We start from the raw sequence: 17,816 nt of genomic DNA on the forward strand, positions 1-17,816 counted from the left end.
AATTCCTGCGACTTAACTGAGGCTAATGGCTTCAGAGTAAAAAATTGGATCGTAAAATAACGGTTGTCGATGGCTGATTCGCAACACGAGCCGTTTCGCCACTCCCGCGAGCGGTAACGGGGAATATTTCAACAAATATTGGATTCGAGTTATCCAGATTGACCCGCTGACGTACCGGTGTGGAAATAACGTAAGCAGGGTTGGCTGACAAGTTAGGATTGTTTAGTGCAACTGTGACAGCATCAGCTGTCCAGCCCGCCCAGTTGTTGGTGGCAATAGTTGTTAAGGGTGTATTTCGTTCAATAAAGTTGTTTGCTCTGATCGCTCGTTCACCCGCACGAAGAGCCGCTTCAGTGGCTTGAAAAGCCATGTTGCGATCATGTTGATTGCCTGCCATACGCTCTTGTACGAGCGTTAACTGGATAGCGGATACGCCTATAATCGAGACAATGACTAGAATAACCAACGAAACGATGAGAGCTGCGCCTCGTTGGCTAGGAAAAAGACTTTTAGTGCTCATTCTGGATTATTCCTGATAGAAACAGTGCTAGTGAAAAGCTGTCCAAGTCGACCTTCGGGAATGACAACGTTTGTATTACCTATACGAATTGTTTGATTAACAGGAGAAAGTCCTGTGTCTTGGCTGACGGAGACCAAGCTGATTCGAACCGCTTGAATAGTTCGCCAAGTTGAGTTGCTCCAGTCATCCTGCTCCCAGTCGTAACGATTAATCGCATTTGCTGCAACGTAGTTGGTGTTGGTGTTATTACCTGCTGGGATACCGTAGAGAACTTGCATTGACTCGACCCCAGTAATGAGTTCTTCCTGAATGACCTGATCAGTGGCAAAATTATAACGCACAGCCCAGAGCGCTGATGTGTTGGGGTCAATGCTGCTGGTGGCAATTAAATACGTGATATGGTGAGCCTGTCCTACTATGCCATCGGTAAAGTCTCTGCCTAATGCAATATTATTTCCTAATAGAAGGTTGTTACCGTTAACAGTGGTTAAGGCAATTGCACCATAATGACAATCTGATGTTATTAAAAAAGCGGGTTCTGAAGCGGCGATGATCTGCGAGCCGAGCGGAGATGTAATCGTGCCTCCTGAGTGGTTTTGTACAGGTGCACTGAACGTGCTTCCACGACGTATTGTCACAATGTCGGAGGTAGTATCTACAGCTAGATTTCCGAATAAGGCAGTCACTTTGCTATCGCCAGACCAAGCATTATTGACAAAACGGTGGCCTTCGATACCCTGTTCAAACTTCTTAACGTATTTTTGTGCATTTGTTTCTCCGCTTGCATTTCTCGCCAACGTATTGCGCATGAAGCCCGCAGATAATGTGCCTGACGTTGCTTGTTCATGTGTTAACAGCGCACCAGAACAGCCCCATCCACCCGCCATGCGTAGGTCTTGGCCAATAATGTCCAGTGAAAAGCGCCCATTTTCTTGAACTTGAGATTGGCCTTGGGTCAGGCTGTAGGTTTGTAAGTTACTTAACAAGACCGAGGTGACGCCAAGAATAATGATTAGCCCCAAAACAAGTGCAATCATGAGTTCTACGAGACTGAAACCTTTCTGTGAAGTGGGCATTGTCTGCTTCATATTAGATCTCTGTTGTGTAACTAAGGGTTTCGGTTGCATTGCCGCTGCGCGGATCGCTCCAGCGTATATCAATGTTAATAACATTATTGTTGAGAGCTGATCTTGTCACTCGAGCATTACCCTCAGGTAAAAGACAAAAAACAGAGCGTCGCCACTGAAGTAAGTCTTTAGCAGCGGTGTCTAAATCAAGGTTGTCGACTGTTCCACAGTCAAGTGCGTTAAACTCTGCAAGGTTTGGAAAACTGTTAATTAAGTAGGTATCCGCCGTCTGCTGAGGAGCTGCACGCATTCTTTCTGCTAAATCGGACGCCAACAAGGATGCCTGAGAGCGAACATAAGCATTGTAATTATTTTGCACAGATTTAACTTGTAATCCCGCCAATCCTAAAAGACCAATAGAAATCACTACTGTTGCAATTAACACCTCCAGTAGGGTTGCCCCTTTCTGTCGGCGTTGCGAAGGGTTGGTTTGATGTCTCATGAGCAATCGAGCTCCCCAAAGTTAATTCGTCCTGTGGTGCCGGTTTCAATCTCTCGAGTGCATCGACCGACCACCAGATTAAAAGTTTCACTGCTCGACATACCGTTGCTTCTAAACCTCACCCCATTGTTAGGACCTGTAAGGGTGTTTGCTCCCGAAGGGGCTTGCCATACACGTATTAAAGTATTATTGGTGGTATCAAGTAGAATCCATCCACTACTCCAGTCAACGGTTACACTACAGGTCTGCTGGTCTACACTGGGGCATACACGCATTTCTGATCGGGTTTTGATGGCTTCTGAACGAGCAAGCTGCAGCGCCGAAGTCAGGTCGTTGGTAAGTGCTCTAGCTCGACTTGTTTCTGTAAAACCTTGGAAGCTAGGCACCCCGATCATCAATACAATTGCCAATAAGGCAAGCGTGATCATGATTTCTATTAGCGTTAAACCAGTTTGATGTCGAAACATTTTGAAAGTAGACCTATAATCGGTTTTCTGTAATATTAATTTAGCAAGCGATGATCTGTCCGCCAAGCGTCAGTCGATGGAAGGTCAAAATTCTAGGATGAACGGTATCTAACGCGTTTGAATAGAGTCGCGGACTTTAGTGTAGAGTCGGCGACTTACATCTAGCACCTGATCATAACCTATAAGGTGGATAAAGTGCTGATGCTCTTGAGAGCTTAGAGACAGAATGCGTTTTTTTACGACGAGTGTTTTCCGGTGAATACGCAGTAAGTGCTCGCCGTACTGATCTTCTAGCTGTTTCAGTGACAAGTCGATTAATGCTGCTCCACCTTCAAAAACCATACGTACATATTTCTCGTCGGCCATAAAAAATAAGACTTGGCTGAGCTGGATGCGACGCGATGCTCCTCCCAGTGTGAAGCTTAACCAAGGGTTTAAGCTTTCCTGCTTTTCTATATGTGCTTTGGTGTAAGTGCCTAAACGCGTGAGGGCTTCACTGAGTCGTTCTGCATCGACGGGTTTAACTAAATAGTCTGATGGCCCTACCCGATAGGCATCGAGTGCATGCTCTGTATAGGCAGTGACAAAAATAATCGCAGGAGGCAGAGCAAGTTCATTGAGCCTTTCGGCAACTTGCAGGCCATTCAGTAATGGCATTTCTATATCGAGTAAGATTAAATCAGGTTCTAGTGACAGCACCATCTGTATAGCGTCCTCACCATTACTGGCTTCACCTACGCACTCAAATCCCGAGTGATTGTTCAGAAGTCGTTTGAGCCGAGCTCTAGCAAGGGGTTCATCATCTACTATTAGCGTTCTCATGGCTGTTTTCCACGGATAGAGGCAGTGTCAGAATAGCTTGATAAGTATCATCATGTCGAACTGTGGTGAGGGTGGATTGCTCCGAGTAGAACAAAGCCAACCGCTTCTGTATGTTCTCAAGCGCAATGCCGTTGCCACTGGCACTGCGTGCATGTTGAAAAATAGGGTTTTCGACGGTCAGTTGCAGTGTTTGTTCTAGGGCGCACACCTTTATTAGAACACAGCCTCCCTCCGCTGATGTTTCAATTCCGTGCCTAACTGCATTTTCAACCAGCGGTTGTAGGGTGAGTAGAGGCATTGACACGTTGGGTATATTATCTGGTAGTTGCCATTCGACTCGTAGCCTATCGCCGAGTCGCCATTGTTCTAAATTTAGATAGGCTTTTACTAAGCGTATTTCTTCATCTAGGTGTGTTGCTTCCGCAGCGTGCATTGCCGCACGGAAAAGGCTGGATAGGTTTAATAATGCTGTCTCGGCTGATTCTGGATCTTGACGTGTAAGCTCAGCGACCGTGTTAAGGCTGTTAAAGAGAAAATGAGGGCGTATCCGTGCTTGTAAGGCATTCAGTTCGGCTTGTGATTGGGCTTGTATGTACTGGTTGCGCTCGGTGTGCATGACAAAAAACTCAATTCCGATCATGCCAACAACAATACCAATCAGTAGGTTTTGTAGAGTGAACGCGAACCATGATGTTTCAGATTGCCATTGAATCAGTATGAGCACCCAGTATGCAAAACCGCTTACGACTGTGGTGTTAATCAGTAAAACCGATAAAGCGATGCTGCACTGAGTGTGGAGTGTTTGTTTATGCAAAGTCTTTGAAAGAAAATGTAAAATTGCGAGTGAAAGCAGGGCAACCCATTGTATAAATAGAGTACTTAAGCCAAGGCGATACCATCTGTCCTCACTAAGTCCGGGTGCAAGAGCAAGAAGTATGGCAACAGCCTGCGCAAACACAATGACTCTAATAACAACTTTTACGCTGTTAAGTTTGACTGATGAAGAATACTCTGGATGCTGGTGTGTCAATTAATTTGACCTCGTATTAAAGAGCACAAACCCGATTCCGCCCTTGCTCTTTCGCATGATACAAAGCCGTATCTGCCCTAAGCGTAAGGCTCTTTTGCTTGTCCCCCAATTGCCATTGGGTCACACCAATACTAACCGTACAGCTTCCGACGTCTGGGAATTGATGATCAGCAATTAACTGTCGAAGCATATCCGCATGTGTTGTCGCTTCATCCAAGGTCATATCTGGGCAAATAACCATAAATTCTTCTCCTCCCCAGCGCGCAAGTGTTGCGTTGGCTGAGCAATGGCCTTTCAATATCGAGGCAATGTCGGTTAGTACGGCATCTCCACATAAGTGGCCGTAGGTGTCATTGACTCGCTTAAAAAAGTCGATATCCATCAGCAGAACGGAAAAAATACGTCCTGTTTTTTCTGACTCGTCAATCATCTCCTCAAAGGCCTTTTCAAGGCGCATTCGGTTATACAAGCGGGTGAGACGATCGGTGATGGCCAATTGCTCTAACTGGCGGTTTTTGATTTCAAGTTCTCGTTGCACTTCTAACAGCTGGGTGTTGGCGCGTTGCACTCTAATGTTCAACTTGGCCAGTTTAATGTTCCAGATAATGAACGCGATAATAATCAACAATGCAACGACGCCTATCTGCCATATGAGTCGATAGTCGGCAGGCTTGCTGATCGCAATTTGCATCCATCGCTGTTCAATTTGGGCTTTGGTTTCATCGGTAATGGATAGAAGTGCCTTGTTGAGCAGGTCGAGTAGGAGTTGGTGTTGAGATTGCACGGCAAAGTGAAACTGATAGGCAATATCCAGTTGTCCACCAATTTTTAAATTGTCTCGACCTGAGCGATTCAGGGTATTGCCCAGTGAAGGTAGGCTATCGATGTATCCAAAGACCTCGTATTTACGCACGGCATCCAATCCCGCCTCAGTGCTTGGGTAAGAAACCAGTTTCGTGTCGGGAAAGCGTGAGCGGATTAATGCCTCAATTTCACTAAACGCGAGGACTGCAAAGGTTTGATCTTTAGTTTGATCAAGGTTGTTGATAAAAAATGCATCTTGGCGAGTGGCAATGACAATGGGGGTCTCGTAATAGCTGGAAGTAGTGGAAACGCTCGGTTGATGACCGTCGATAGAGGGGGCATTTGCAATGAAGTCACATAGATTGTTTTCTAAGGCATCTAAGGCGGCCTGCCAGTGGGGTTGTCGACTCAGTCGTGTCGTGAGGCCTGCGTTATTCTTTAACACTTCGATAATATCCGCGATCGCGCCATAGTATTGTCCATTCTGATCGATGCGCTCATAGGGCATGCGTTCACTAATAGCGCAGATTCTTAAGGCAGGTATCTGATCAAGCCATTCAAGTTCTTCACGAGTTAAATGAACATGGTGGGCTGAGGCATGGGTACGTGAAATCCAACGCTCTTGCAGCTCTCTTTTCTCTTGTTCTGTTAAAGCATCCATTGACTTTTGAAGAAGGGTTTTCAGCATAGGCTCATCTTTGCGTACCCCAATGTGTAGAGGGATCGGGCGCCCAAAGCGGGTATCTTGTAAGCTATTTGAACGTAAATCAGGAATGCCATATTTTGTTGACAGATGGTTGGCAACACTGAGTAGCTCTAAGGTCGCGTCGGCTTCTTGTGTACTGACGAGAATGAGCGCTGCGATGCTGTCCTCGGTTGGGATGACCTGAATGTCAGGTTGGTTTTTGAAAAACTCATAGTTGTAAAACGCATCTGGAAGCGCCAGTGTTTTGCCGATGAAGTCCTCGGGACGTTGAATGGGGAGGTGATCTTTATGCTGATAAACCGCCTGAGCGAGGCGAATGTAAGGACCTGTAAATTCCATGATTTCTTGGCGGGATTCGTTGGGCGCAATGTTCATCATGACGTCAAGTTCACCCTGAGCCATCATTTGCATGAAATCGCTCCAGGTATGGCCAGATACAGGTTCAACGTCCAAACCCACGCGTGCAGCCAGTAAGCGAATTAAGTCGATGGAGTGTCCTGTAGGAAAGCCGTTTTCATTGTAGTTGTATGGCTCGAAGCTGGCTTCGTTTTGGACACGAATAACGGGGTTTTGTCGGACGTACTCACGTTCCTCAGGCGTCAGCGCCAAGGTTTGTTGTTTGATGCGCTCTAAGGTCACAACATCGGTCCAACGTTGTGTGAGCTGTCGCCATTCATCGGGTGTGATGGCATCCATTGCCTTTTGGAGGATGTCGTGAATTATCACCAGTTCGGGTTGTACGCCAAAACGTAAATCTTCTCGACCTACGCCGCCAATGCGGAACTCACCTGCTACTCGAATATTGGTTAATGCATGACGAGTGGCATAGTGTTGGGCTGAAGTTAAATTTTGAATGGATGCGTCAATGGAGCCAAAGGCCACGGCTTTGATCAGGTGTTCATAGTCTGGAAATTCTACGACTTCAATACCAGGCAAGGCCTGTAATAAATCCAAGTAAAAAATATTGTTGAGCACACCTACTCGTTTGCCCGAAAAATCCTCAAGACCGCGGTAGCCCCCAAAATCGGCCCGCGTGAAAATAACGGTTGGTATCTCAAAATACGGGGTGGTGAATAATGAAAAGTGAGCACGATTCGGGCGATAGGAAATATCGGCAATGGCATCTACTTGCTTTTCTTCAAGCTTACGAAGGTTGTTGGCCCATTCGTCAATTTCGATCTTGAATTGAATATCGGCTTTGTTTTCGAGGAGTTGTACAAGGTCGGCAACTAGGCCTGTGTGTTGTCCATTTTCAACAAACGAAAAGGGGATGAAGTCATACATTACGGCTAATGAGATAGGACCATGCTTATCAATAAACGCTCGCTCTTCTGTGTTTAGCAAACTTGCATGTACATGGAAGGCTAGCGTAGTGAATACGAGCAACAGAGCTAATAAAGGCTTGAGTAAAAAAGAGCATTTGTCCATTTTGTTTAGGGTCTGGGCGTCCAGTCATACGATGACCTAACCTTGCCTTAATGAGCTGAAGTTCGCAAGTAAAAAAGCCATCCGAGGATGGCTAAAACTTGAGGACTAAATCAAGTAGGGTCTCTAATCAGACAGCGCTGCTGCCCAGTTCGAGTAGGGTGGCATTACCACCGACGGCGGTGGTGTTGATGGTACGTGTGCGTTCGGTGACAAAACGTGACAAATGATCGGGTTGAAGAAGCGCTGTGCATTGCACAGGATCGGTTTCTGCGACCACCTGTACGAGCAGACCAGAGCGCTTAGCGATTAAGGCATTGAGTTCGATCACTCGACTCATCGGTAAGACGCACGCAAATACAGCTAAATGATCAAGCTCCAGTGCCTGATTCAGCGTCAAATCCGAGACCGCTTGCAAAATAGGCTCAGGAACACCGGCTTGGTGAAGGAGTCTGGCCAGTTGTTCACACCAGGCTTGTTCTTCAGGCCAGTGCAGCAATACGGCATTGCCCGCAACGAGAGCTGCAAAGACTTGACCCAAAAAGGCCGTATAGGTCGATGCTCCATCGGCGCAGACTAGACAAATACCACGTCCATTCAAATATAGCTCGTTGCTTTCACCTGTTGGCCCTGGCAAGGTCGTAATTTGTTCAAGCGTTGCGGCTTGCTCCAGCAAGTGCTTGAGAAGGCCAACGCTTCTGACATCGTTTGCTTGCGGGATTTGTGTGTGTATTTTCTGTAAACGTTCACTGCGCTTAATAAACCCTTGATGATTCCATGCATCCCAAGCAGACAGCGCATTTGCAATTCGGTTATCGGATAGGCTAGCCATTAGTGCAGCTCCTCAACAAGTCTTAATTCGGTAAAGCGTTGAACATAGTGTGGGCCACCGGCCTTTGGACCTGTACCGGACAAGCCTTGCCCTCCAAAGGGTTGGACGCCGACACTTGCGCCGATTTGATTGCGGTTAATATAGCAGTTGCCCACACGCACACGGGATTCGATCTGAGCCGCAGTGCGCTCGTTTCGGGTGTGGATGCCGAGAGTAAGACCATACCCGGATGCATTGATTTGGTCTATCAAGCTGTCCATTTCACTTGCTTTAAAGCGAAGAAGGTGAATGATCGGGCCAAATTGTTCACGTCCGAGCTCGCTGAGGGCTCGAATTTCAAATGCCGTAGGTGCGACAAATGTGCCTTCCTGGCAGGTAGGGCTTAGGGGCGTTTGCCCTAAAAGCTTAGCGCTCTTTTTCATGGCTTCAATATGGTTCAATAATCCCGTTTGTGCCTCGGCATCAATCACAGGACCAACGTCTGTCTGATGCAGTCTAGGATCACCAACGGTCAGCTCTGCCATTGCCCCTTGTAAAAGCTCGACGATCCGATCGGCAATATCGGCTTGCACACATAATACCCGTAGCGCTGAACAGCGTTGACCTGCCGATGCAAAGCCGGATAAAACAGCATCATTGACGACCTGTTCGGGTAAGGCGGTTGAATCGACGATCATGGCATTCTGGCCGCCTGTTTCGGCGATAAACGGAACGGGTGCGCATCCTCTTGCAGCCAGAGAGCGGTTAATGAGTTGCGCGGTTTCGGTAGAGCCTGTGAAAGCAACGCCATTGATGTTTACGTTACTTGTCAGAGGCGCTCCCACCCCTGCGCCATCGCCCGGCAGCAATGTGATGACATTGGCGGGGATGCCTGCTTCAAGCATCAGCTCGGTGGCTCGGTAGGCAATTAAGCTGGTTTGCTCGGCGGGCTTAGCAATCACACTGTTGCCCGCCACCAGAGCGGCGGTGACTTGACCCAAGAAAATTGCTAGCGGGAAGTTCCAAGGGCTGATGCAAACAATTATGCCGCGACCTTGACGCTGCCAAGGGCGTGCATGGCCATCGATGTCTTTTAGCATCATGGGGGCGTCACTGATGCGCTCGGCTTCATTGGCATAGTAGCGACAAAAATCGACCGCTTCACGAACCTCATCTATCGCATCTTGAATTGTTTTGCCTGCTTCAAGATGGCAAAGCGCGACAAGCTCTGCAAGGTTTTCTTCAAGCAGGTCGCCCAAGCGGCGTAGAGCATCCGCTCGAGTGTGGGCCGAGGTGGTTTTCCAAGTCTCGTAGCCCTCTTGTGCCGCTGTGATCGCGAGTGCGACGAGTTCAGCATTAGCAAAGCTGACTTCTCCTACCTGAATGCTGTGATTGTGTGGGGCGACCACAGCATGGCTTGGGAGACTTGAGTGAGGTTGTCCGTTAATCAGTGCCTGAGCGGACCAGCGCTTGGTAAAAAACGACTGCACGCTGTCACGGAAGGGCAGCCATTCACTTTCAATTTCAATGTTCGGGCTAAACGAGTTCTTACGATCGTGAAAAATGGCTGAAGGTAAGGGAATATTCGGGTTGTGCAGCGTTTGACGGCTGTTGAGGGTCGTCCAAGGATGTTGCACCAATTCCGAAATTGGACAGCGCGCATCGACAAGACGATGGACAAATGAGCTGTTTGCGCCATTTTCCAGCAAGCGGCGAACCAAATAGGGTAGCAAATCTTTATGGCTGCCCACGGGTGCGTAGATCCGAACCGTGACGCCGGATTGGGTCAACACTCGATCATACAGGGCATCGCCCATGCCGTGCAGACGTTGGAATTCGAAGTCCCTGTGTGATGCGAGCGTCAGGATGCTGGCAACAGTATGAGCGTTGTGGCTGGCAAATTGTGGCCAAATGTTGCCACGTACTGACTCGCTTAACAAAAAGCGTGCGCAGGCTAAGTAGGACACATCGGTAGCTTCTTTGCGGGTGTAGACGGGGTATCCACTCAAACCCCGCTGCTGGCACAGCTTGATTTCGCTGTCCCAGTAAGCGCCTTTCACCAGTCGTACAGGGATGATATTGCCCACTTCACGCGCCAGCGCATTCAGCCATGCCAAAACGGGTAAAGCCCGCTTTGAATAGGCCTGAACAACTAAACCAAAACCGCCCCAGCCTTGACAAGCTTCACTGCGAATCAGTTTTTCGAAGAGATGAAGAGACATCTCCAAACGATCCATCTCTTCAGCATCAACGGTGATCGCGACGTTCAATGAACGCGCTTTTTGAATTAACGTCAGAACACGATCGTAGAGTTCGGTCATGACACGGTGTTCTTGGCCGACTTCATAACGGGGGTGTAAAGCAGATAGCTTGATGGAGATGCTCGGTCTAGGTCCTTTCGCTTTCGGGTCTTGGAAGTTGCCTGTGAACTCGATGGCGCTCATATAGTCATTAAAGTACTTCTGAGCATCTTTTGCGGTCAGGGCTGCTTCACCTAGCATGTCAAAGGAGTAAGTATAGCCTTTCTTGCGATAATCAGAACCGCGCTTCATGGCTTCACTGATCGTGCGCCCGAGAACAAATTGGTGGCCCATGACTTTCATGGCTTGTTGCATAGCCGCACGAATAACAGGCTCGCTCATGCGATTGACTAAGCGATTAATAATGCCGGCTGGTGAGCCATCTTCACGCTCATCCATGGTCACAACTTTACCTGTCAGTAACAGTCCCCAAGTAGAGGCATTGACCAACAGGGATTCAGAGTTACGTAAGTGTTTTTTCCAGTCGGCAACACTGAGTTTGTCTCGAATTAGGGCGTCTGCCGTGTCTGCATCCGGAATACGCATGAGGGCTTCGGCTAGACACATTAAAAGAATGCCTTCTTTTGTATCTAAGCTGTACTCCAGTAGGAGTGCATCAATCATGTGAATGGCATCGCCGTCGGCTCTCACCTGTTCAATTAAGGACGTTGCCAATTGCTCCGCTTTTTGCAGCTCTTGATCCTTGGGCTTGGCTAAAGGCATTAACTCTCTTAGCCAAGTGTCTTCATCAATGGAGTAAAGAGGAGAGATAGATGACCAGATCTCTGACGTCGACTGGTTAACCCAGGTCGAATCAAGAACATTGCTTGCTTTAAACATAGTGCAACCCTCAGAATTTAGTGTCAGCAAGCTAAATGTTGCTGATAACCGACAATGGCGACACTCTAATAATAAAAGCTAGTTCAGGTCTTGCCAGTTTCTACGGAGTTTTTGGCGTATTCTCCGATGCCAGAGAAAACTGTTTTCGATAACGGGCAGGGGAAATGTTGAGGTGTTGGCTAAAGGCACGTGTTAACGCGCTTTGATTGGCAAATCCAAAACGACTGGCAATTTGTGCAAGCGGCTCTCGTGTTTCTGTCAGTGCTTTCAGTGCCGCATCAAAACGTCGATTGAGAACGTATTGCTGGGGTGTTTTTCCTGTTTGCTCACGAAATCGGTCAAAAAACTGACTGCAACTTAAAAACACCAATCCCGCTAACTCGCTGACCAGAATTTTACGATCAATGTGAAGGTCGATGTAACTATCGATCAGTGACATATTAATCCGACCATAAAAGCGAGCCGGATAAGGTGTTTGCTGTTCGAGGTGTCGTTGCAGTGCGCAGACAATTGTGTGACTGCAGGCGCTTTGCAGAAACGGGTCGTTCGGGCTTTGTTGCATTTCGCGGCTAAGCGCACTGATTAGAATCTGCAGCTCGCTACTGCAGTTGATAAATTTTGATTGCTTGAAGAGTAGGTCAATGCGTTTTTGTAAAGACGGATCTTCCGCTTGGATGGGTAGGTTAATGACGATAATTTGATTATCACCCATGCCCCAGAAGGCGTGATCAGTTGAACAGGGTAAAACACACCCTTGCCCTAAGCTGACGGGCTGTGCGGCCCCGGCGACATCAAACTCAGTTGCCCCTTGCAAACCAAATACAAGCTGGTGGTAACTGTGATCATGATGGTCAGCCTTTTCGGGCAAACTGACGACTTCGGCTTTCTTTACCATAATAAGGACATCGGCATCGGGTGTTTGAATAGAACAATATCAAACTAATGATCCCATAATAAGTGGTTAGGGATAACAAGTCTAATTTGCATCCTACCATCGTCGTGTTTGTGACTGTCCAGCGTTTTCCTTCCCCTTTTTGTTCACGAAAAGGGTACAATGTGCGCAAATTCATTATTGCTTAGAAATAGGATTTTTTCCCTATGTCCGAATTGAAAAATGATCGTTTTTTAAGAGCCTTGTTGCGTGAGCCTGTTGACGTTACCCCTGTGTGGATGATGCGCCAAGCTGGGCGTTACTTACCCGAGTACAAAGCAACACGTGCGCAGGCCGGAGACTTTATGAGCCTGTGTAAAAACCCTGAGCTGGCGTGTGAAGTGACGCTGCAGCCTTTGGAACGATACGATCTAGATGCGGCAATTCTTTTCTCCGATATCTTGACCATTCCGGATGCAATGGGGTTGGGTCTTTACTTTGAAGCTGGGGAAGGTCCTCGCTTCAAAAAAGTGCTGCGCACCGAAGCGGATGTTGCTGCTTTGCCTGTACCCAAGGCGGCCCGTGATCTGGATTACGTGATGAATGCAGTTAAAACCATTCGTTCGGCGTTGAACGGTCGCGTGCCCTTGATCGGTTTCTCGGGTAGCCCCTGGACCTTGGCAACCTATATGGTTGAAGGTGGGTCGAGCAAAGATTTCCGTCATATAAAAGAAATGATGTATGCCACGCCCGACGTCATGCATGTGTTGCTACACAAGCTGGCGTTGTCTGTGACCGACTATTTGAATGAGCAAATTCGCAGCGGTGCTCAGGCCGTCCAGATTTTTGATACCTGGGGGGGAGTGCTTAGTCCAGAAATGTACAAGACCTTTTCGCTGGCGTATATGGAACAGATCGTAAAAGGCCTGATTCGTGAGCATGAAGGACGTCGAATTCCGGTCATATTGTTCACAAAAAATGGTGGACAATGGTTAGAGGTCATGGCAAAAACGGGGGCCGATGCGTTAGGTTTGGATTGGACAACGCATATTGATGATGCACGTCGTCGTGTGGGGCAACAGGTTGCTTTGCAGGGCAATATGGATCCGTCGGTTTTATATGCGTCGCCTGCGCGGATACGTGCTGAGGTTGCGGATATTCTTCAGCGTTACGGTTCTGGTACAGGTCATGTCTTTAATTTGGGCCATGGTATTCATCAATTTGTTAATCCCGAGCATGCAGGTGTTTTTGTCGATGCTGTGCATGAGCTTAGCGCCCAATATCATACGTCTTAATACTATGGGGCATTATTTTCAATGAAAAAACTCAGTCAGCTATTCAAAAGTAATCAGGAGTGGTCTGCACGTATTCGGGAAGAGAGCCCTGAATTTTTTCCGACGTTAGCCGCACAACAGGCTCCCGAGTATTTATGGATTGGCTGTTCTGACAGTCGCGTTCCAGCAAATGAAATTGTAGATCTGTTACCGGGTGAACTGTTTGTTCATCGCAATGTATCGAACCTAGTGATTCATACGGATATGAATTGCTTATCTGTTTTGCAGTATGCCGTTCAGGTCTTAAAAGTAAAACACGTTATGGTTGTGGGTCATTACGGTTGCGGGGGGGTAAAAGCCTCATTGGATGGTCATGCGCATGGCTTGATTGATAATTGGCTGGGGCATATCCGTGATGTCTATGCGAAGCATCGAGAGGTCATTGGTGATTGGCAGGCGAGTGATCAGCAATTTGATCGTATGTGTGAATTGAACGTAATCGAGCAAGCTGAAAACGTTTGCAATACCACGGTTGTACGTGAAGCCTGGGCGCGTGGTCAGGAGTTGACAGTGCATGGTTGGATTTACAGTTTAAACGATGGTTTGATCACGGATCTTAACTTTTGTGTGGGTTCGATTGACGAGACCGACGTGGCATATGAACGCGCTGTGCAGCGCGTTCACCAACTGCAAGCAAACTAAATCAGGAAGGGTTACGTGGCCAAAGCGAAGACGGCATATGTGTGCAATGACTGTGGTGCTGAATATTCAAAATGGCAGGGGCAGTGTACGGCGTGTCAGTCATGGAATACGTTAACTGAAGTGCGTTTAAGTAGCGTTGCTGCGTCGTCGACTTCGAGAGGGGCTCGCTTTGATGGTTATGCTGGAGGGGCGGGCGTTTCTGGCAGTCAAACCACTCAGCGCGTGATTAACTTAGGTGATGTGAATTTGGCCGAGATGCCGCGCATATCATCGGGAACGGGAGAACTGGATCGTGTATTAGGTGGCGGTTTAGTGCCGGGTTCGGCGGTGCTCATTGGTGGCCATCCAGGTGCAGGCAAGAGTACGCTGCTGCTACAAACGCTGTGTCATTTGGCGATGCAGTATCCGGCACTCTATGTCACGGGTGAGGAGTCCTTGCAGCAGGTCGCGATGAGAGCGGCACGGCTGGGTTTAAAAGCAGATCACCTTAAGATGTTGTCTGAAACCTCGGTTGAAACGATTTGCGATGTCGCCATGCAATTGCAGCCCAAAGTAATGGTCATTGATTCAATACAAGTGATGCATATGGCGGATGTTCAATCGGCACCTGGCTCTGTGTCTCAGGTGAGGGAATCAGCTGCCTATTTGACACGTTTTGCTAAGCAAACAGGCACCGTATTGTTCTTGGTCGGACATGTCACAAAGGATGGCTCTCTGGCAGGACCTAAGGTGCTTGAGCATATGATCGATTGTTCGTTGCAGCTTGAGGGGTCTTCAGACAGTCGTTTTCGTACCTTGAGAAGCCATAAAAATCGCTTTGGTGCCGTCAATGAATTGGGTGTCTTTGCCATGCTCGAAACGGGCCTCAAAGAGGTTCGCAATCCCAGTTCGATCTTCTTGAGTCGCGGGGAGGAGGTGAGCGCAGGAAGTGTCGTGATGGTGGTTTGGGAGGGAACGCGTCCCTTGCTTGTTGAGCTGCAGGCTCTGGTGGATACGTCTCATGTGTCGAATCCGCGCCGCGTAGCGGTGGGCCTTGAACAGAACCGCTTAGCGATGCTGTTAGCTGTGTTGAATCGTCATGGTGGTTTGATGACGGGTGATCAGGACGTCTTTGTCAATGTTGTTGGTGGCGTTAAGGTGCTCGAAACGAGCGCGGATCTCGCACTATTGCTGGCCATCGTTTCCAGCTTTCGCGATCAGGCGTTGTCGCAAGATTTGATTGTGTTTGGTGAGGTGGGGCTGTCGGGTGAAATTCGTCCGGTGCCTAATGGCCAAGAGCGCATACGAGAAGCAGCTAAACATGGGTTCAAACGTGCAATTGTTCCCAAAGCAAATGTGCCTAAAGAACCAATCGCGGGCTTGCAGGTTATTGGTGTTTCGCGATTATCTGATGCACTGGATCATATTTGAGATTCATCGAGAATCATTTGCTCGAGCTCTCGTTCTAACAATGTCTCGTCCCCTAAGTTAAGCTCAACTAAACGACGCAGATGCGACATGCTATCTATGTCTATTTCCTCAATGACGAAACCATAGTGAGGATGCTCGCGAGTGGAAAGCGAAACTTGCATTTTAATTAAGATGTCGTTCGCTAAGTAAATGCAAAGCTCGGCGGGTTCGGCCAGCGATAGATTGAGTGTCTCTTTGCAGGTCAGTAATGCACCGCGAAACGAAATGTCGACGAGCTGCATAACGATTGCTCTGCCCGTAAAATGAACCTCACACTCTGCGTCAAAGTGAATGCGTGTGAAGCGACGACGGTCATTGAGAATATTGCTCACGTTCAGCTACCTTTTTGCCAAGTTCTAAATCACATTCTAGACGATGAATTGTGTTTCGTATATCTAGACTGTTCGGTTAGATGCATTGTTTTAATTACGAAGGGTCTGATGTAAAGACGTTTCGTCTTATCATCAGACCCTTGTAGTGCTAGGCGAACTGTTCTATACCCATCGGGTACGGCGTAATCATGTCATTCGCTTATATTTAATGCGCTCAGGTTGATGGTCTTTACCATAACGCTTGCGATAGTCTTCAGCGTATTCGGTGTAGTTGCCTTCAAAGAAGGCAACCTTCGACTCACCCTCATAGGCAATCATATGTGTGCAGACACGGTCCAGGAACCAGCGGTCATGCGAAATAACCACGGCTGATCCTGGGAAGGCCAGAATGGCCTCTTCAAGTGCGCGCAGTGTTTCGACGTCGAGATCATTGGTTGGCTCATCGAGTAAGAGAACGTTGCCGCCTTCTTTCAGCAGTTTCGCCATGTGCAAGCGGTTGCGCTCACCCCCTGATAGGTCTTTGACAAACTTCTGCTGATCCGAGCCTTTGAAGTTGAAGCGACCACAGTACGCACGTGCTGGGGTCTGATAGGTGCCAACGGTGATGATGTCTTGACCATCCGAGATCTCTTCAAAAACCGTTTTGTCGCCCTCAAGTTCGCGTGACTGGTTAACATAGGCCAGTTTGACGGTGCTTCCGAGTTCGATTTCGCCTGAATCCGGTTTTTCTTCGCCGCTAATCATGCGAAATAGCGTTGATTTACCCGCACCGTTTGGACCAATAATACCGACAATGGCACCGGGCGGAATGGACAGGCTCAGGTTTTCAAACAACAGCTTGTCACCATAGGACTTGGTGACATTATGGAGCTCAATCACCTTGTCGCCTAAGCGAGGTCCGGGTGGAATGTAGATTTCTTGCGTTTCGTTGCGTTGTTGGAACTCACGTGAGTTCATTTCCTCAAACTGCTTCAAACGAGACTTTGACTTGGCTTGACGTCCCTTGGCACCTTGGCGTACCCACTCTAACTCCGCTTGAATCGCTTTGCGGTGAGAGGCTTCTTGCTTGGCTTCGATGGCTAGACGTTGATCTTTTTGCTCAAGCCAAGACGAATAGTTGCCTTCATACGGAATGCCGCGTCCACGGTCTAGCTCCAGAATCCAGCCAGCCGCGTTGTCGAGGAAGTAACGGTCATGGGTAATGGCCACTACGGTGCCTGGGTATTCCTGTAAAAAGCGCTCAATCCATGCAATCGACTCAGCATCCAAATGGTTGGTGGGCTCGTCGAGGAGTAGCATATCAGGATTGTCGAGCAGTAAGCGGCAGAGTGCCACACGGCGACGTTCACCCCCAGATAAAACACCGACTTTTGCATCCCAAGGTGGAAGGCGAAGGGCGTCCGCGGCACGTTCAAGCGCATTATCTAGGTTATGGCCGTCTTTGGCTTGAATGAGGTTTTCAAGCTCGCCTTGCTTTTTAGCCAACGCATCAAAATCGGCATCGGGATCGGCATAGGCGGCGTACACCGCATCAAGTTCGGAGAGGGCTGATTTCACATCAGCCACGGCCTCTTCAATGATCTCGCGAACGGTTTTGCTGTCATCCAGTTCCGGCTCCTGGGGGAGGTAGCCTACTTTGATGCCTGGCATGGGGCGTGCTTCACCAATGTATTCTTGATCTACACCGGCCATGATTTTGAGTAAGGAGGACTTACCAGAGCCGTTAAGACCCAGTACGCCAATTTTGGCACCAGGAAAAAACGATAATGAAATGTCTTTGAGAATTTCGCGCTTGGGTGGGACAACTTTACCCACGCGATTCATGCTGTAAACGTACTGAGCCATCAGACAATGCCTGCTGTTGTTTATGGGTTACGGGAAATATAGTCTTGAA

At 48.2% G+C, this 17,816-nt stretch carries 15 protein-coding genes; 3 read left to right on the forward strand and 12 right to left on the reverse strand.

Annotation, left to right across the window (positions count from 1 at the left end; all coding sequences use genetic code 11):
• Positions 1 to 31: 31 nt before the first annotated feature.
• The 10 genes from F5971_RS11175 to F5971_RS11220 all read right to left on the reverse strand — a co-directional run bounded on the left by F5971_RS11175 (position 32) and on the right by F5971_RS11220 (position 12,189).
• Positions 32 to 520, reverse strand: coding sequence for a pilus assembly PilX family protein (locus tag F5971_RS11175; protein WP_193494995.1), 489 nt, complete (start codon positions 518 to 520; stop codon positions 32 to 34).
• Complete coding sequence (locus tag F5971_RS11180; RefSeq protein WP_193495029.1) at positions 517 to 1,608, reverse strand: PilW family protein; 1,092 nt, start codon at positions 1,606 to 1,608, stop codon at positions 517 to 519. Before F5971_RS11180 ends, F5971_RS11175 begins: the two co-directional genes overlap by 4 nt.
• Position 1,609: 1 nt before the next feature.
• Positions 1,610 to 2,089 (reverse strand): type IV pilus modification protein PilV, encoded by a 480-nt coding sequence (pilV, locus tag F5971_RS11185; RefSeq protein ID WP_193494996.1) that lies wholly within the window; start codon positions 2,087 to 2,089, stop codon positions 1,610 to 1,612.
• Positions 2,086 to 2,556: a GspH/FimT family pseudopilin gene (locus tag F5971_RS11190; RefSeq protein ID WP_193495030.1), complete on the reverse strand. Its 471-nt coding sequence runs from the start codon at positions 2,554 to 2,556 to the stop codon at positions 2,086 to 2,088. The genes pilV and F5971_RS11190 overlap by 4 nt, the downstream gene beginning before the upstream one ends.
• Positions 2,557 to 2,664: 108 nt before the next feature.
• Positions 2,665 to 3,378 (reverse strand): LytR/AlgR family response regulator transcription factor, encoded by a 714-nt coding sequence (locus F5971_RS11195; protein ID WP_193494997.1) that lies wholly within the window; start codon positions 3,376 to 3,378, stop codon positions 2,665 to 2,667.
• A complete protein-coding gene (locus F5971_RS11200) occupies positions 3,356 to 4,408 on the reverse strand; it encodes a sensor histidine kinase (RefSeq protein ID WP_193494998.1) in 1,053 nt (350 codons plus the stop codon). Before F5971_RS11200 ends, F5971_RS11195 begins: the two co-directional genes overlap by 23 nt.
• Before the next feature lie 16 nt (positions 4,409 to 4,424).
• Complete coding sequence (locus tag F5971_RS11205; protein ID WP_223116315.1) at positions 4,425 to 7,262, reverse strand: transporter substrate-binding domain-containing diguanylate cyclase; 2,838 nt, start codon at positions 7,260 to 7,262, stop codon at positions 4,425 to 4,427.
• A gap of 211 nt (positions 7,263 to 7,473) precedes the next feature.
• The gene (locus tag F5971_RS11210) at positions 7,474 to 8,175 is read right to left on the reverse strand and encodes a 1-pyrroline-5-carboxylate dehydrogenase (RefSeq protein WP_193495000.1); all 702 of its coding nucleotides are present in this window, start codon (positions 8,173 to 8,175) and stop codon (positions 7,474 to 7,476) included.
• The gene (gene putA / locus F5971_RS11215; protein WP_193495001.1) at positions 8,175 to 11,294 is read right to left on the reverse strand and encodes a bifunctional proline dehydrogenase/L-glutamate gamma-semialdehyde dehydrogenase PutA; all 3,120 of its coding nucleotides are present in this window, start codon (positions 11,292 to 11,294) and stop codon (positions 8,175 to 8,177) included. The genes F5971_RS11210 and putA overlap by 1 nt, the downstream gene beginning before the upstream one ends.
• 100 nt (positions 11,295 to 11,394) lie before the next feature.
• Positions 11,395 to 12,189, reverse strand: a complete 795-nt coding sequence (locus F5971_RS11220) for a helix-turn-helix domain-containing protein (protein ID WP_036512047.1) — start codon at positions 12,187 to 12,189, stop codon at positions 11,395 to 11,397.
• 203 nt (positions 12,190 to 12,392) lie between these two features.
• Between F5971_RS11220 and hemE the strand changes: the two genes are divergently transcribed.
• The 3 genes from hemE to radA are packed head-to-tail and all read left to right on the forward strand — an operon-like array spanning position 12,393 to position 15,551.
• Positions 12,393 to 13,460 carry a uroporphyrinogen decarboxylase gene (gene hemE, locus F5971_RS11225; protein WP_193495002.1) on the forward strand — a complete coding sequence of 356 codons (1,068 nt, stop codon included), beginning with the start codon at positions 12,393 to 12,395 and terminating at the stop codon, positions 13,458 to 13,460.
• Positions 13,461 to 13,481: 21 nt separating this feature from the next.
• Positions 13,482 to 14,141, forward strand: coding sequence for a carbonate dehydratase (gene can, locus F5971_RS11230; protein WP_036512050.1), 660 nt, complete (start codon positions 13,482 to 13,484; stop codon positions 14,139 to 14,141).
• Positions 14,142 to 14,156: 15 nt separating this feature from the next.
• Positions 14,157 to 15,551 (forward strand): DNA repair protein RadA, encoded by a 1,395-nt coding sequence (radA, locus tag F5971_RS11235; RefSeq protein ID WP_193495003.1) that lies wholly within the window; start codon positions 14,157 to 14,159, stop codon positions 15,549 to 15,551.
• On the opposite strand, the gene F5971_RS11240 is transcribed toward radA, so the two are convergent.
• Positions 15,542 to 15,922: a PilZ domain-containing protein gene (locus F5971_RS11240; RefSeq protein WP_036512059.1), complete on the reverse strand. Its 381-nt coding sequence runs from the start codon at positions 15,920 to 15,922 to the stop codon at positions 15,542 to 15,544. The two genes, radA and F5971_RS11240, sit on opposite strands and share 10 nt — an antisense overlap.
• Positions 15,923 to 16,108: 186 nt before the next feature.
• A complete protein-coding gene (ettA, locus tag F5971_RS11245; RefSeq protein WP_036512061.1) occupies positions 16,109 to 17,767 on the reverse strand; it encodes an energy-dependent translational throttle protein EttA in 1,659 nt (552 codons plus the stop codon).
• Positions 17,768 to 17,816 lie beyond the last annotated feature (49 nt).

The sequence above is a fragment of the Nitrincola alkalisediminis genome (genome assembly GCF_009821115.1).
In the GTDB taxonomy this organism is placed as follows: Bacteria; Pseudomonadota; Gammaproteobacteria; order Pseudomonadales; family Balneatricaceae; genus Nitrincola; species Nitrincola alkalisediminis.